This is a genomic window from Dyella sp. SG562 (genome assembly GCF_011759495.1).
GTDB classification, from domain to species: domain Bacteria; phylum Pseudomonadota; class Gammaproteobacteria; order Xanthomonadales; family Rhodanobacteraceae; genus Dyella_D; species Dyella_D marensis.
Genome location: NZ_JAAOYS010000007.1, coordinates 171,636 through 185,349 on the forward strand (window position 1 = coordinate 171,636; position 13,714 = coordinate 185,349).

Annotated in this window: 13 protein-coding genes; 6 read left to right on the forward strand and 7 right to left on the reverse strand. The window is 68.8% G+C overall.

The window, feature by feature from the left end; genetic code table 11:
• The first annotated feature begins 76 nt into the window (after nt 1-76).
• From glpD to glpK, 3 genes are read left to right on the forward strand one after another with little or no spacing between them, the layout of a single operon-like run.
• The gene (glpD, locus tag FHW84_RS14460; RefSeq protein ID WP_167256674.1) at nt 77-1,564 is read left to right on the forward strand and encodes a glycerol-3-phosphate dehydrogenase; all 1,488 of its coding nucleotides are present in this window, start codon (nt 77-79) and stop codon (nt 1,562-1,564) included.
• A gap of 58 nt (nt 1,565-1,622) precedes the next feature.
• A complete protein-coding gene (locus FHW84_RS14465) occupies nt 1,623-2,471 on the forward strand; it encodes an MIP/aquaporin family protein (protein WP_167256675.1) in 849 nt (282 codons plus the stop codon).
• Nucleotides 2,472-2,483: 12 nt separating this feature from the next.
• Nucleotides 2,484-3,983, forward strand: coding sequence for a glycerol kinase GlpK (glpK, locus tag FHW84_RS14470; RefSeq protein WP_167256676.1), 1,500 nt, complete (start codon nt 2,484-2,486; stop codon nt 3,981-3,983).
• Nucleotides 3,984-4,088: 105 nt separating this feature from the next.
• Here glpK and FHW84_RS14475 read toward each other — a convergent pair whose 3' ends face one another.
• The 7 genes from FHW84_RS14475 to FHW84_RS14505 all read right to left on the reverse strand — a co-directional run bounded on the left by FHW84_RS14475 (nt 4,089) and on the right by FHW84_RS14505 (nt 11,951).
• On the reverse strand, nt 4,089-5,354 hold the full coding sequence (locus FHW84_RS14475) for an HDOD domain-containing protein (protein ID WP_243868122.1): 1,266 nt from the start codon (nt 5,352-5,354) through the stop codon (nt 4,089-4,091).
• Nucleotides 5,355-5,448: 94 nt separating this feature from the next.
• Nucleotides 5,449-5,892 (reverse strand): flagellar protein FlgN, encoded by a 444-nt coding sequence (locus FHW84_RS14480; RefSeq protein WP_167256677.1) that lies wholly within the window; start codon nt 5,890-5,892, stop codon nt 5,449-5,451.
• Nucleotides 5,889-6,197 carry a flagellar biosynthesis anti-sigma factor FlgM gene (gene flgM / locus FHW84_RS14485; protein WP_167256678.1) on the reverse strand — a complete coding sequence of 103 codons (309 nt, stop codon included), beginning with the start codon at nt 6,195-6,197 and terminating at the stop codon, nt 5,889-5,891. Before flgM ends, FHW84_RS14480 begins: the two co-directional genes overlap by 4 nt.
• 85 nt (nt 6,198-6,282) lie before the next feature.
• Nucleotides 6,283-6,969 (reverse strand): flagellar basal body P-ring formation chaperone FlgA, encoded by a 687-nt coding sequence (gene flgA, locus FHW84_RS14490; protein ID WP_167256679.1) that lies wholly within the window; start codon nt 6,967-6,969, stop codon nt 6,283-6,285.
• Nucleotides 6,966-8,276, reverse strand: a complete 1,311-nt coding sequence (locus FHW84_RS14495; RefSeq protein ID WP_167256680.1) for a methyl-accepting chemotaxis protein — start codon at nt 8,274-8,276, stop codon at nt 6,966-6,968. Before FHW84_RS14495 ends, flgA begins: the two co-directional genes overlap by 4 nt.
• Before the next feature lie 207 nt (nt 8,277-8,483).
• The gene (locus tag FHW84_RS14500; protein ID WP_167256681.1) at nt 8,484-10,103 is read right to left on the reverse strand and encodes a filamentous hemagglutinin N-terminal domain-containing protein; all 1,620 of its coding nucleotides are present in this window, start codon (nt 10,101-10,103) and stop codon (nt 8,484-8,486) included.
• A 102-nt stretch (nt 10,104-10,205) separates the two neighbouring features.
• Nucleotides 10,206-11,951, reverse strand: a complete 1,746-nt coding sequence (locus FHW84_RS14505; RefSeq protein ID WP_167256682.1) for a ShlB/FhaC/HecB family hemolysin secretion/activation protein — start codon at nt 11,949-11,951, stop codon at nt 10,206-10,208.
• A gap of 238 nt (nt 11,952-12,189) precedes the next feature.
• Here FHW84_RS14505 and flgB point away from each other — a divergent pair, with 238 nt between their 5' ends.
• From flgB to FHW84_RS14520, 3 genes are read left to right on the forward strand one after another with little or no spacing between them, the layout of a single operon-like run.
• Nucleotides 12,190-12,588 carry a flagellar basal body rod protein FlgB gene (gene flgB / locus FHW84_RS14510; protein WP_167256683.1) on the forward strand — a complete coding sequence of 133 codons (399 nt, stop codon included), beginning with the start codon at nt 12,190-12,192 and terminating at the stop codon, nt 12,586-12,588.
• Nucleotides 12,588-13,007 (forward strand): flagellar basal body rod protein FlgC, encoded by a 420-nt coding sequence (gene flgC, locus FHW84_RS14515; protein ID WP_167256684.1) that lies wholly within the window; start codon nt 12,588-12,590, stop codon nt 13,005-13,007. Before flgB ends, flgC begins: the two co-directional genes overlap by 1 nt.
• Before the next feature lie 13 nt (nt 13,008-13,020).
• Nucleotides 13,021-13,674: a flagellar hook capping FlgD N-terminal domain-containing protein gene (locus FHW84_RS14520; RefSeq protein WP_167256685.1), complete on the forward strand. Its 654-nt coding sequence runs from the start codon at nt 13,021-13,023 to the stop codon at nt 13,672-13,674.
• The last annotated feature ends 40 nt before the right edge of the window (nt 13,675-13,714 follow it).

Genomic DNA, 13,714 nt, shown 5'->3' on the forward strand with positions numbered 1-13,714 from the left:
CTCAATCTCGTCATTCCGGTGAAAGCCGGAATGACGGATCTTGGACGTTGACCCCACCGCACACACGGGACGAGGCATGGCGGAGCAAGTCGATGTTCTGGTGGTGGGCGGCGGCATCAACGGCGCCGGCATCGCGCGCGATGCGGTAGGCCGGGGCTTGAGCGTCTGGCTGTGCGAGCAGGACGACCTGGCCGCGCACACCTCCAGCGCCAGCACCAAGTTGATCCATGGCGGCCTGCGCTATCTGGAGCAGTTCGAATTCGCCCTGGTGGGCAAGGCGCTGGCCGAGCGCGAGGTGCTGCTGCGCGTGGCGCCGCACATCATCTGGCCGCTGCGCTTCGTGCTGCCGCACCAGTCGCATCTGCGTCCGGCGTGGATGATCCGCCTGGGCCTGTTCCTCTACGACCATCTGCAGCGCGGCCGCCGCAGCCTGCCCGGCTCGCGCCGCGTGCGCCTGTCCCGGCATGCGGTGGGCCAGCCGCTGCGCGAGGAGTTCCTCACCGGCTTCGTCTACTCCGACGCCTGGGTGCAGGACGCCCGCCTGGTGGTGCTCAACGCGATGGACGCCGTGCAGCGCGGCGCGCGCGTGATGACGCACACGCGCTGCGTCAGCGCGCGGCGCAGCGGCGACCGCTGGCTGGCGCGCCTGCAGGGCGCGGACGGCAGGATCACCGAAGTGGCGGCGCGCGCGCTGGTCAATGCCACCGGTCCGTGGGCCGTCGATTTCCTCGACGACGTCGCCGCCGAAGGCCACGACCGCAGCCTGCGCCTGGTCAAGGGCAGCCATATCGTAGTGCCCCGGCTGTACGAGCATCGCTACGCATACATCTTCCAGCAACCTGACCGGCGCATCGTGTTCGCCATTCCCTACGAGCGCGAGTTCACCCTGATCGGCACCACCGACGTCGAATACCGCGCCGACCCGGCGCATCCGCGCATCGATGCGGAGGAAATCTCGTACCTGTGCGACGCGGTCAACCGCTACTTCAAGCGCAGCATCGCGCCGGCCGACGTAGTGTGGAATTACAGCGGCGTGCGTCCGCTGCTCGACGACGAAAGCGGCAAGGCCTCGGAAGTGACGCGCGATTACCTGCTGGAGATCGAGCCGGCCAGGGGCGCGCCCCTGCTCAACGTGTTCGGCGGCAAGCTCACCACCTTCCGCAAGCTGGCCGAGGAAGCGGTGGACAAGCTCGCGCCCCTGCTCGGCAACAAGGAACCCGCCTGGACCGGCAAGGGCCATCCGCTGCCCGGCGGCGATATCCAGGACGTCGACGGCCTGGCGCAGCAGCTGCGCGCCACGCGTCCCTGGCTGGGCGAGGCGATGGCCTGGCGCCTTGCGCATACCTACGGCAGCCAGTCGGTGCGCGTGATCGGTAATGCCGCTTCGCTGGCGGAACTCGGCGAGCATTTCGGCGCCGATCTCTACGCCAGCGAAGTGGACTATCTGCGCCGCTACGAATGGGCCAGCTGCGCCGAGGACGTGCTGTGGCGGCGCACCAAGCTGGGCCTGCACGTGGGTGCGGAAGGCGCGGCGCGGCTCGACGCGTATTTCGCCAAGAACTGAGATTCCGATTCACACGCCGGGCGCGGACGGCCCGGCGCATCCTGAGGAGAGCGGTGGAATGCGGCAGACGATCGGTGAATTGATTTCGGAAGCGCTGGCGATGTTCATCATCATCGGCCTGGGCGACTCGGTGGCGTGCATGTACGTGCTGTACGACCCCAGCCCGTACCAGAATGCCTACTGGGGCGTGTGCATCGCCTGGGGCCTGGCGGTGACCATCGCCATCTACGCCACCGCGTCGGTGTCCGGCACGCATGCCAACCCGGCGGTGACCTTGGCGCTGGCGCTGTTCCGCGGCTTTCCCTGGAAGAAGGTGCTGCCGTACACGGTGGCGCAGGTGATCGGCGCGTTTCTCGGCGCGGCCATCGTCTACGTGCTGTTCGGGCCGGTGATCGATCATTACAACCAGACGCACGGGCTCACCCGCGAAGCCGGCGGAGCGGCCGGCGTGTTCTTCACCCATCCGGGGTTGGCGATCACGCCGATGCATGCGCTGCTGGACCAGGTGATCCTCACCGCCTTCCTGCTGTTCGGCATCTTCGCCATCACCGAGCGCTTCAACGAGATGGCGCCCGGCGCCAATTCCGGCGCGCTGATGATCGGCCTGCTGGTGGCGACCATCGGCGCCTCGATGGGCTATCTCGAAGCCTGGGCGATCAACCCCGCGCGCGATTTCGGCCCGCGCGTATTCGCTTTCTTCGCGGGTTGGGGCGGCTCCGCCTTGCCCAGTCCGGACAACTACTGGTGGGTGCCGATCGCCGGTCCGCTGATCGGCGGCGTGGTCGGTGCCGGCGCGTACCAGCTGCTGGTGCATCCGTTCCTGCCGGCGCGCGTGCGCGAGCTGGAAGCGGCGCGCGCGGCCGCCGCGCAGGGCAAGCCGGTTTCCTCTTCCAGCACGTCGGCCTGAGCGAGGCGTTCCATGGACAAGACCTACATCCTGGCGATCGACCAGGGCACCACCAGCTCGCGCGCCATTCTGTTCGACCACGACGGCCACATCGTCGGCACCGCGCAGCGCGAATTCCCGCAGGTGTTCCCGCAGCCCGGCTGGGTGGAGCACAACCCGCGCGAGATCATGACCAGCGTGCTGGTGACCATGACCGAGGTGATCAACCAGGCCGGCGTGGACCCGGCGCGCATCGCCGGCATCGGCATCACCAACCAGCGCGAGACCACGGTGGTGTGGGACAAGAGCAGCGGCCAGCCGATCCACAACGCCATCGTGTGGCAGTCCCGCCAGACCGCCGCGATCTGCGAGCGGCTGAAGCAGGAAGGCTACGACGAGCTGGTGCGCGGCAAGACCGGCCTGCTGATCGACGCGTACTTCGCCGGAACCAAGGTGCGCTGGATCCTCGACCACGTCGACGGCGCGCAGGAGCGCGCGGAACGCGGCGAGCTGCTGTTCGGCACCATCGACACCTGGCTGATCTGGAACCTCACCGGCGGCAAGGTCCACGTCACCGACTACACCAATGCCTCGCGCACGCTGATCTACGACATCTACCGGCGCCAGTGGGACGATGAGCTGCTGCGGATGCTGAACATTCCGCGCGCGATGCTGCCTGAGGTGAAGTCCTCCAGCGAGATCTACGGCCAGACCTTGCCCAAGCATTTCTTCGGCCGCGAAGTGCCGATCGCCGGCATCGCCGGCGACCAGCAGGCCGCGCTGTTCGGCCAGGCCTGCTTCGAGCCGGGCCTGGCCAAGAACACCTACGGCACCGGCTGCTTCATGCTGATGAACACCGGCGAGAAAGCGGTGGCATCGAAGAACGGCCTGCTCACCACCATCGCCTGGGGCGTCGACGGCAAGGTCGAATACGCGCTGGAAGGCAGCATCTTCGTCGCCGGCTCGGTGATCCAGTGGCTGCGCGACGGCCTGCGCATGCTGGGCAAGGCCAGCGATTCGCAGGACTACGCCGAGCGCGCGCGCGACAGCGAGGGCGTGTACTTCGTGCCGGCCTTCGTCGGCCTGGGCGCGCCGTACTGGCGCAGCGACGTGCGCGGCGCGGTGTTCGGCTTGTCGCGCGGCACCACCAAAGAGCAGTTCATCCGCGCGGCGCTGGAATCGATGGCGTACCAGACCCGCGACGTGCTCGAAGCGATGCAGAGCGACTCGCGCATCGAGCTGAAGGAGCTGCGCGCGGACGGCGGCGCCATCGCCAACGATTTCATGGCGCAGTTCCAGGCGGACATTCTCGACGTCACCCTGCTGCGGCCGAAGGTGCAGGAGACCACCGCACAGGGCGCGGCGTATCTGGCCGGGCTGGCGGTGGGTTTCTGGCAAAGCCGCGAGGAGATCGCGCGGCGCTGGGCGGTGGACCGGGAGTTCAAGCCGTCGATGGCGCAGGAGAAGCGCGAGAAGCTTTATAGCGGCTGGAAGAAGGCGGTGCGGGCGACGATGGAGTTCACGCCGGACTGATCGTCACACCCGCGTAGGTTGGGGTGAGCCGAAGGCGAACCCCAACAGGGGCGCATGCGTAGCGGAGACGTTGGGGTTCGCTGCGCTCACCCCAACCTACGCTGTTCAATGCGGCTTCTGCTCCGCAAACGAATGCACATGGTCCGCCCAGCGGATCGCTTCCAGATACGCCGCCGCCATGCGCCGGATATGCTGCGGCGAGGCTTCGCCGCCGCGCAGCTCGCCGGCTTCCCAGCGCTGCACCTGTTCCAGCAGCGGCGCGAACGGCCCCTGCTGTTCCAGCAGGGCGGCGCGGATGTCCGGCGCCAGCGGCAGATGCTGCAGCAGCAGTTCCATCGGCGCGCACATCAGGCTTTCCAGCAGCGAGAACAGGCCGGTGGTGAAGGCCATCTCGCGCTGCTCGCGCGACAGGTTCTGCGCCAGCTGCTCGCACATGTGGGCGCGGATCAGCGCGGCGCGCAGCAGTTCCGGCGGACGGTCGTCCATGCCGCTCAGCGCCATGGTGCTGATCCAGTTGCGCATGCGGGTGAGGCCGAAAAAGATCGCCGCCTGCTCCACCGACTTCAGCTGGCGCGGCAGTGCGAAATAAGCGGAGTTCACGCAGCCCAGCAGCTTGTAGCTGAGGATCACGTCGTTGCGGATGATCTGGCCCAGCTCCACCGGGCCGTTGCCGTCCTCGTCCAGCGCGCGCAGCAGGCGCAGCACGCTCAGGCGGTTGGCGGTGAGCACCGGCATGTCCACTTTCTCGGGACGCAGCAGGTACGGCCCCTGGATGCCGGCGAACGGCAGCGCCATGCAGCGGTTGCAGGTGTCGTGGTCGTTCACGTGGCCGGCCACCACGTGCAGGCCGCGCGCGTGCAGCGCTTCGCAGCGCTCGCGCAAGGTGGCTTCTTCGAGCCGGCTGGCATCCAGCCGCACGTAGCGCGACAGATCCAGCAGCACGCGCAGTTCGTCCAGGTCGCCGGCTTCGCCGTCCAGGTCCAGCAGCAGCGCGCAGCCGCGCGCCGACAGCTGGCGCAGGCGCTCCAGCAGCAGCACGTCGTGGATGGCCTGCGGCGAAACGACCAGGCCGATGCGCGGGTGGCGCAGCACCTGGTCGGCCTGTTCCAGCACCAGCTCGCGCGGCAGGCGCACAAACACGCGGTTGCCGCGGGCCCACTGGGTGACCGAGCCGTCGATGATGGTGGAGAGCAGGCGGTGGCCGAGCGCGGCCTCGTCCTCGCCGTCTTCCTGCAGCAGCAGCTCGTACGCCATCAGCTGGCGGTCGCGGTCGAGCATCGGGATGCGCACTACCGGCAGCGGCGAGCTGGCGGCGGTGCCGGCCAGGGCGGCGGCGTGGGCTTGGGCGGCTTCTACAGCGGTATCGGTCATGGAGAGGTCGGCCAGCGATGGTCCTGCGCCGGGGCAGGGCCGTGGGGGTTCGCCCGCCGCGTGCGGCAGGTCCTTCAGGTGGGGCGTTTCAAGGTCAGGCTTCCGCCAGCGAGAGCGAGCGGTAATCGATGCGCAAGGTGCCGCCGGGGCCGTACACCCCCGACTCGGCGCCGCCGGTCAGCACCGCCAGGGCCTGGCGCACCTGGCGCAGGCGCTGTCCGACGATCTGGCCGTTGTTCCGGTTGGCGCGCTGGCAGTCGGCGAGCGCGGCCATCACGCCGTTCCAGGCCGCGCTTTGCGCGGGCGTGGCGGCGGCGATGGCGCGCGCCAGCTGCTGGCGCTCGGCATCCAGTTGTTCCAGGCGATCCAGTTGCGCCTGCTTGTCCTGCCCGGCGAGATGCAGCGCGTCGGCGTCGGCGCGCTCCAGCGCATCGCGTTCGGCGGCCAGTGCTGCGGTCAGCCGGGATGCGCTGTGGCGCATCTCGCCGAGCACGGCGTCGAAGGCGTCGCTCATCTCGTGGTGCAGGCCGGCGCTCATGGCTTGCCGCTGAGCTGGCCTTCCATGGAGATCAGGCCGTCGGCGATCTTGCCGGCGTCGACGCGGTAGCTGCCGTCCGCGATCGCCGCGCGAATCTGCTCCACGCGCTTGGTGTCGATGGCCGGAGCCTTGTCTCCCTGCGCGGCGGTGAGCGCGCGTGCCGACTCGGTGAGCTTCACGCTGTCGTCCGCCTTGGCCGCGGGAGCGGCCTCGGTCGCCGGCGGGCTGGCCTGGGCCTGGGCATTCTGGTTGCCCTTGGCCTGGGGAAGTACCGGCAATCCATTGGAGGTGATGGTGGTGTTCATGAGGCGTGTCCTTGAGGGCTTGTCGACCCTTCAAACCGGTTATCGGCGGCGGGCGGGTGAACTTTAGCGGGGTCGGAGGGCGGGGTCATGGCAGGGCTTCCACCACCCCGGGGTCGCGCACCATGGCGTCCACGGTGCGGCCGGAGCTGTCGTTGCGCACACGCAGGCGGGCGCCGGTGTCGCCGCCGCCCAGGGCCACCCCGGAGGCGCGCACCTCGATGCCGTCCAGGCGGGCGATCAGCTGCACGCGGTCGCCCGCGCGCACGGTCTGGCGGCCGCCGAACGCGGCCGGCGCCAGCACCGCGCCGGCGCCCAGCGGGCGCGACAGCAGGCGGCCGGCGACCTGGTCCAGGCCGTCGATATAGCCGTAGCCCAGGCGGGTGACGTCGCGCTCCTCGCCGCGCACGTCGGCGGCGGTGACGCCATCGCCGCGCTGCAGCGGCTTGTTCGCCACCAGCACGGTGCGGAACAGCTGCAGCTTCACCGGCACCTGCATGCGCCAGCCGGTGCTCGGACAGCGCACTTCCACGCTCATGCGCGGCGCGGCGCGCGCGCCATCGGGCAGGGCGGCCTGCCAGGGCTGGGCGCAGGACGGCGGCTGCAGGCGCGTATCCGCCGGCTCCGCCGCGGCCACCACGCGGTTGCCCGGCTGCTCGAAATGCTGGCGCAGCCATTGCTCGGCCACCCGCCGCGGTTCGTCCGCGGCGGCATGCGCCGGGCCCGCCGCCAGCAGCGGCAGGAGCAGCAGCAAGGGCGGCGCGCGGTGCTTCATGCCTCGGCTTGCGCCAGCAGCTGGCTGAGCTGCTGATGGATGGATTCGCGCTCGCGCTCGACCTGGTCGGACAACTGCGCGGCCTGGGCGGTCTGGCCCTCGCCGAGCAGGCGCACGAAATTGCCGGCGTGGCCGGACAGGCGCTGTCCGGCTTCGAGCAGGGTGGCGGCGGCCGGATGTTCGGCGCGCTGCGCGCCCAGTCGGGCCAGGGCGCGGTCGAAGGTGGCGGTGTCGAACCAGCGCCGGTCCAGCGCGGCCGGTTCGTGCAGGGCCAGCTCCATCGCCTGGCGCAGGCCCTGGATGGACTCGCGCAGGCTCAGGCTCAGGCTGGCCACCGACGCGGTGTCGGCGTGGTCCAGCCAGCCCAGGCACAGCCGGTGCGACAGCACGGCGGCGCGGTCCAGCGACTCGGCCTGACGGATCGCCTCCATGCTGCGCCGCTGCAGCGCGCCCAGCGTGGCCTGGGCCGCGGCGATGCGCGCGTTCTGCGCATCGCAGCCCTGCTGCGAGCCCTGCACGCGCGCGGCGATGGCGCGCAGCGCCTCGCCCTCGCGCTCCAGAGTGCCGGCGGTATGCCCGGCGCGGTCCTGCGCGCGCTCCAGGCGCTGCACGCCCTGGCGCACGTCGCCGTCGAGCTGCTGCGAGAACGCGCCGATGGACGCGGTCACCGCTTCGATCTGGTCGGTGGCCTGGGTGGTCTTTTCCGCCAGCTGCTTCACTTCGTCGGCGACGATGGCGAAGCCGCGGCCGGCTTCGCCCGCGCGCGCCGCCTCGATGGCGGCGTTGAGCGCGACCAGGTTGGTCTGATGCGCGACCTCCTGCACGGTGGAGGTGAGCTTGCGGATCTGCGCAACCTGCTCGGCCAGCTTGCTCTGGTTGCGGTTCATTGCCGACAGCGCGCTGCGCAGCAGGCGCAGCTGGCCATCGAGTTCGGTGACGGTCTCGGCGCCCTGGCGGTTGTGCGCGGTGGCCTGCGCCAGCTCGCCGGCGGCCTGCTGCAGGGATGTCGAGATCCCGGCGCCTTGCTCCGTCAAGCGGCCGACGCTGTCGCGCGCCTCGCCGGTGGCCTGGTGCAGGGATTCCTGCGCCCGCAGCACGGTCTGCGCGGTGCCCATCACCAGGCTTTGCTGTTCCACCGCCTGCAGCGCGATGGCGGCCGGTTCGCGCGGCGCGATGCGCGCCAGCAGCGGGGCCAGCGCCTCGGCCAGGCGCGGGTGGCGGCGCGCGAGCTGCTCGGCCTTCGAGGTGTCGCCGCTGGCGGCGGCCTGGGCAAGGTCGGCGATGGCTTTGGCCGGGATAAGGCTCATGGATAAGGTGTTCCTTGGGTCTACGCGTCTGCGTAGAGATCGTCCGGAGATGGCGGAACTTGAGGAAGCAAGGGGTGTGCCACGGGTCGAAGCGCAGCTTGCAGGATGTCCCGCGCGTAAAAAACGGCCGGAGTCTGCACTCCGGCCGTTCTTCGTCGTTCCGGCGCCGATCCGCGCTATCCGGATCAGTTGCCGTTGCTCAGCGCTTTAACGCCAGTGCGGGCGGCCATAGCCATAGGCCATCGGGCGCCACGGCGAGAACACCGGGCGCGGACGGAAGACCTGCGGCATCCACGGCGAATAGCCGTAGGACGGCTGGCTCCACGGCGCGAAGCCGATGGCCGGGAAGGCCCACGGCGCGTACCCGTACGACGGACGGCCGTAGAGCATGTCCAGCAGCTGGCCCAGGATGATCTGTTCGATCGTGGGCTGCTGAGCCACCGGCTTGTGGGCCGGCGGCTGTTCGACTGGCGGCTGCTGAACCGGCGGCTGTTCGGCGGGCGGCTGCTGAACCGGCGGCTGCTCGGCGGGCGGCTGCTGAACCGGCGGCTGTTCGGCGGGCGGCTGCTGTACCGGCGGCTGTTCGGCGGGCGGCTGCTGAACCGGCGGCTGTTCGGCGGGCGGCTGCTGTACCGGCGGCTGTTCGACGGGCGGCTGCTGAACCGGCGGTTGTTCGGCGGGCGGCTGCTGAACCGGCGGCTGTTCGGCGGGCGGCTGCTGTACCGGCGGCTGTTCGGCGGGCGGCTCCACCCACGAGTTGCGACCCGGCACATCGTCCGGCCGCACACCGTTATTGCCCTCGTCGGAGGACGAACTGAACCGCCTGTTGACATTGCGCCCCGCCGCGAACCAGGCGTTGCCGGTGGACAGGAAGCTCTGACCCTCGGCATGGATATCGCGCTTGGCGGCGATGATGCCGTCGTTGGTCAGCGAGGTAGCCACGGCCAGATGAATGTCGTGATCCGACATCACTTTGCCGCCCTCCAGGACATGCATGTTGCCGCCGCTGGTCAGGTTGACCGAGTCGATGGCTTTGACCTTGCCGGCGATATTCACGCCTACACCGGTTTCCGTGCCCTGCATGCGAATCGCATTGGCGTACATGCTGCCCATCGAGCCCACGTCCAGGGCCACGGTCGGAGCCGTTCCCGTGCCAGCGATATCAGTGGTGACGATCGAGTTGCCATTGCTGCCATAACTCACGCGGTTGTGGCCGGTGACCACGCGCAGCTGCTTGGCCTGCAATTCGGCATTCAGCGCGATGCTGCGCGCCATCAGGTCCGCCATCTCGACGCCACGGGCATCGATGCCCGTGCCGGCGACGTTGATGACGCCCTTGGCCACATCGATCGAAGCCACTTGGCCCTGAGCGTTGAGCTGCGGCGTGCCGGTGGTGAGCGTGACGCGCGAAGCGTTGATGAAGCTGGCGCCGTTGGCATTGATGCCATTGGGATTGGCGACGATCAGGGCAGCCTTCTGGCCGCCGATTTCCAGAGCACCGTTGAGCTGCGATGCGGCACTGCCGGTGACCTCGGCGATGATCACCGAGGCGGCGCCATTGGTCAGATTCGCGTTGCCGGCGATAGTGCCGGCCAGCTCGGTGTGCGCGCCATTCTGGCTGTTGTTGAGCACTTTGCCCTGGGTGCCGACATCGAACTGGGCGAACTGGTTGTGCGATACGCCGGCGCTGTTCGGTGCGGCGATATCGACCACCGGGGCCTGGGTGCCGTCGGGCGCCGATGCCATGGCGCCACCTATCGGCAGCACCAGCGCGATCGCCGCGTACAGCTCGCGGCGACCCGGTTTCTTCTTGCTTGATTTGGACATTGCAATGCCTTGTGTTTGAAGATCCCCTGTACCGGCAACCTTTCCCTGGCGCACCGGAATACCGCGCCGACCACTGCGGCCGGCGACGAACAGATCCGGCGCTCAGAAGCGCGCGGTCATGCGCAGCGACACGTTGAAGCCGCCGTCGGGCACTGCCTTCGGTTTGCTTAGCACGCGTCCCACCGACACGTCGTAGCCGAAGCGCGCGACCTGTCCGCGCAGGCCCAGGCTCACGCTGCTGAAGCGCTGGGCGCCGCGGTCGGCCAGCGACGGCCCGCTGAGCCGCGCGGCATCCACGCCGACATAGGGATTGCCCAGCTTGCCGCGGCTGTTCCACACCACGTTGTTGTGCGAAACCCAGCCGTTCTCGCCGGTGAACACATAGCGGCCATCGAAGCCGCGCACCGAATAGCGGCTGTTGATCGACAGGTACTCGGTCCCCGGCAGCGGGGTGAAGGCATGCTGGCCGGAGAGGTTGCCTTCGTAGGTGAAGCGTTCGCCGCCGATGGCGAAAGGCGCGTTCACGTCGAGGCTGGCCGTGCCCAGGCGATAGCTGCCGTTCCAGCTGGTGCGGCCGACCACATAGCCGGGACGCGCGGACAGGCCCGGCAGGCTGCCGCGCAGGCCGATGTTGGCTTGCAGCGAAGTCTGGCCGATGAAACGCAGGTATTCGTAGCCGATGCCGTAGCCGGTGATGTCGCGCCGCTGCACCGCCACCTGTTCGCCGGCGACGCTGCTGGAATCCGTCAGGCGGCTGAGCTGCAGCTTGACCGTGCCGCGGCTGTTGGAGTTGCGGTTCACCACCCGATCCACGCCCAGCTGCATCGAATTGGTCTTGCTGGTGTAGGGGAACTTGCCGTACTCCTGGGCGTCGAGCGTCTGCTTCGAATACGAAGTATTGGCGCCGAGCGAAACGTTCCAATAGCCGACCGGCATCGACCAGCTGAGGCCGAGGCCGCGCGATTTCTGCTCGTCATTGCGGATATTCATGTTGTTGCTGTAGGTCAGCAGCAACAGATCGTCGCGGTCCAGCGGCGCGTCCACAATTCCGATCAGGCCGAGCTGGTTCTGGCCGGTGGCGTCCTGGCCGCCATTGTCGGCGGTGAGCACGGCATGCCAGCGATCCTTGCTGCGGTTGCGGTCGACGGTGATGTCGCTGGTGCCGAGCTCGTCGCCGGGCGTCAGCGTAAGCGTCGCGCCGGCCTGGCCGGGTGTGCGGCGCAGGTTCTCCAGCGCCTGGTCGAGGTCGCGCAGGTTGAGCACATCGCCTTCGCGCATCGGGAAGGAGTTGCGTGCCTGCAGCGGCTGGCCGGTGGCCTTGTCGAGCAGCTTGCCGACGCGGCCGGGAATCACGCGGATATCGAGCCGGCCTTCGGCCAGGCCCTGCTCCGGAATCTGCACCGTGCTGGTCACGTAGCCGCGCTCGATCAGCTGGCCGGTGAGATAGCGCTGCAGGGCTTTGAGGCCTTCCGGACCCAGGCACATGCCGCGCGGTGCGACGGCGCCCGGCAGCCACGGGAACGGCAGGATGCCGCTCCAGCCCACGTCGGTCACAGCGACGCAGCCGGCTTCCTGCGGCGGCGCGAAGGGGGCGTGCTTGCGTGCCTTGCTGCCGTTGAGCGCACGGCTGTTCTGTTCGACTTCGTCCTGCGTGCGTTCCAGTTCGCGGCGCAGGCGGCGCTCGGTTTCCTGGCCGTCCTGCGCCGGTTGCGCGGTCTGCGCGAGCGCCGTGCCGGTATGCGCGAGGCCGCAGGCCAGGGCCAGCGCGAGGGGGGAATAGCGCGACAGCAGACGATGACGGCCATCCGCGTTGGGTACTGGATGATGGGAGGTTCGTGATGCCGACACGCCGTTCGATCCTGAATGAAATCAATGAGCGGCGCAGTGTGCGGAATTGCTCGCGGCCGTTCGGCAGGATTTTTCCAATAGTCGGAATGCTCCCAAGGCGGTGTCGGAATTCCGACGGGCGCTCCATCGAAGTTCGCGCCGATCCCCCGCAAACCCAGGCCCCATAAGGCTTCGCGAGCCTATGGCACGCGTCTTGCTCAAGTCCCTCCGCGGAGTTTCCGCCTGGAGTCTCAAGGCCATGAGCCAGATCAACGACAAGCTGTTCGGCATCCATACGCAGGCGCTCGGCCTGTGGCAGAAGCGTGCGGAAGTGCTGGCGGGGAACCTGGCGAACGCGGACACGCCGGACTACAAGGCACGCGACGTGGATTTCCGCCAGGCGCTGATGAGCGCGGGCGGCGACGGCAAGCTGCCGCTGGCCGCGACGGAATCCGGACACATCGATCCGGCCAGCCAGGCGAATGAGCAGCTCGCTTATCGCGTGCCGCTGCAGCCCACGATGGACGGCAACACCGTCGACACGCAGGTGGAGCAGGCGAACTTCGCCGCCAACAGCGTGCACTACCAGGCCAGCCTGTCCTTCATCACCGCGCAGATCCACATGCTGCGCACGGCCATCACCGGAGGGCAGAGCTGATGTCCCTGTTCAAGATCTTCGACGTGGCCGGCTCCGGCATGGCCGCGCAGTCGCTGCGGCTCAATACCGTGGCCAGCAATATCGCCAACGCGGACAGCGTCGCCGGTTCGCCGGAAGCGGCGTACCGCGCCAAGGAACCATTGTTCGCCACCGTGCAGCGCAATCTCGCCGCGAAGGAGCAGGAAGGCGCGCAGGGCGTGCAGGTGCTCGGCGTCACCGAAAGCCAGGCCGCGGTGGAAAGCCGCTACGAGCCGGGCAATCCGCTCGCCGACGGCGACGGCTACGTCTACGCCAGCAACGTCAATCCGGTGGACGAGCTGGTCAACATGATTTCCGCCTCGCGTTCGTACCAGAACAACGTCGAGGTGATGAACAGCACGCGTCAGCTCATGCAGAAGACGCTGGACCTGGGCAAGTAAGCGGAACCCCGACATGGCCGATATCGCGATCAATACCACCACCGGCTCTTCCGCCTCGCAGGCGGTCAAGAAGAGCAATGGCAGCACCTTGAGCCAGGCCGATTTCCTCAGCCTGCTCACCCAGCAGATGCGTAACCAGGACCCGACCCAGCCGATGGATTCCTCGCAGATGGTGAGCCAGCTGGCGCAGATCGCGCAGGTGTCGGCCACGCAGTCGCTGCAGACCTCGTTCGACACGCTGAGCACCGCGCTCCAGGGCAACCAGCTGCTGCAGGCCAGCGACCTGGTGGGGCGCACCGTCACGGTGCCGTCCAACGCCGCCAAGCTCGAGGGCACGGCGGGCGTCGACGGCGCGATCAATGTCGGCGATGCGGGCCAGACCGCCTCGGTGCAGATCGTCGATGCCGCCGGCAACGTGGTGCGCACCATCGACCTGGGCAAGCCCGACGTGGGCCTGGCGGATTTCCATTGGGATGGCAAGGACGAGAACGGCCAGCCGCTGCCGAACGGCACCTACGGCATCAAGGCGCAGGTGGGCACCACCGCGGTGCAGGCCTACGTGAGCGGCAAGGTCGACAGCGTCGGCATGGCCGGCGAGCAGGGGGCGTATCTGCAGGTCGCCGGTTTCGGCGGCGTGCTGCTGGGCCAGGTCGCGCGCATCGATTGACATCGATTGACATATCGGGGGCCGGGCGGCCCCGCACACA

Coding starts and splice junctions, on each gene's coding strand:
- FHW84_RS14520 (WP_167256685.1), top strand. CDS start 13,021: ATGGCCGATATCGCGATCAATACCACCACCGGCTCTTCCGCCTCGCAG.
- glpD (WP_167256674.1), top strand. CDS start 77: ATGGCGGAGCAAGTCGATGTTCTGGTGGTGGGCGGCGGCATCAACGGC.
- glpK (WP_167256676.1), top strand. CDS start 2,484: ATGGACAAGACCTACATCCTGGCGATCGACCAGGGCACCACCAGCTCG.
- flgA (WP_167256679.1), bottom strand. CDS start 6,969: ATGAAGCACCGCGCGCCGCCCTTGCTGCTGCTCCTGCCGCTGCTGGCG.
- FHW84_RS14465 (WP_167256675.1), top strand. CDS start 1,623: ATGCGGCAGACGATCGGTGAATTGATTTCGGAAGCGCTGGCGATGTTC.
- FHW84_RS14500 (WP_167256681.1), bottom strand. CDS start 10,103: ATGTCCAAATCAAGCAAGAAGAAACCGGGTCGCCGCGAGCTGTACGCG.
- flgM (WP_167256678.1), bottom strand. CDS start 6,197: ATGAACACCACCATCACCTCCAATGGATTGCCGGTACTTCCCCAGGCC.
- FHW84_RS14480 (WP_167256677.1), bottom strand. CDS start 5,892: ATGAGCGCCGGCCTGCACCACGAGATGAGCGACGCCTTCGACGCCGTG.
- flgC (WP_167256684.1), top strand. CDS start 12,588: ATGTCCCTGTTCAAGATCTTCGACGTGGCCGGCTCCGGCATGGCCGCG.
- flgB (WP_167256683.1), top strand. CDS start 12,190: ATGAGCCAGATCAACGACAAGCTGTTCGGCATCCATACGCAGGCGCTC.
- FHW84_RS14495 (WP_167256680.1), bottom strand. CDS start 8,276: ATGAGCCTTATCCCGGCCAAAGCCATCGCCGACCTTGCCCAGGCCGCC.
- FHW84_RS14475 (WP_243868122.1), bottom strand. CDS start 5,354: ATGACCGATACCGCTGTAGAAGCCGCCCAAGCCCACGCCGCCGCCCTG.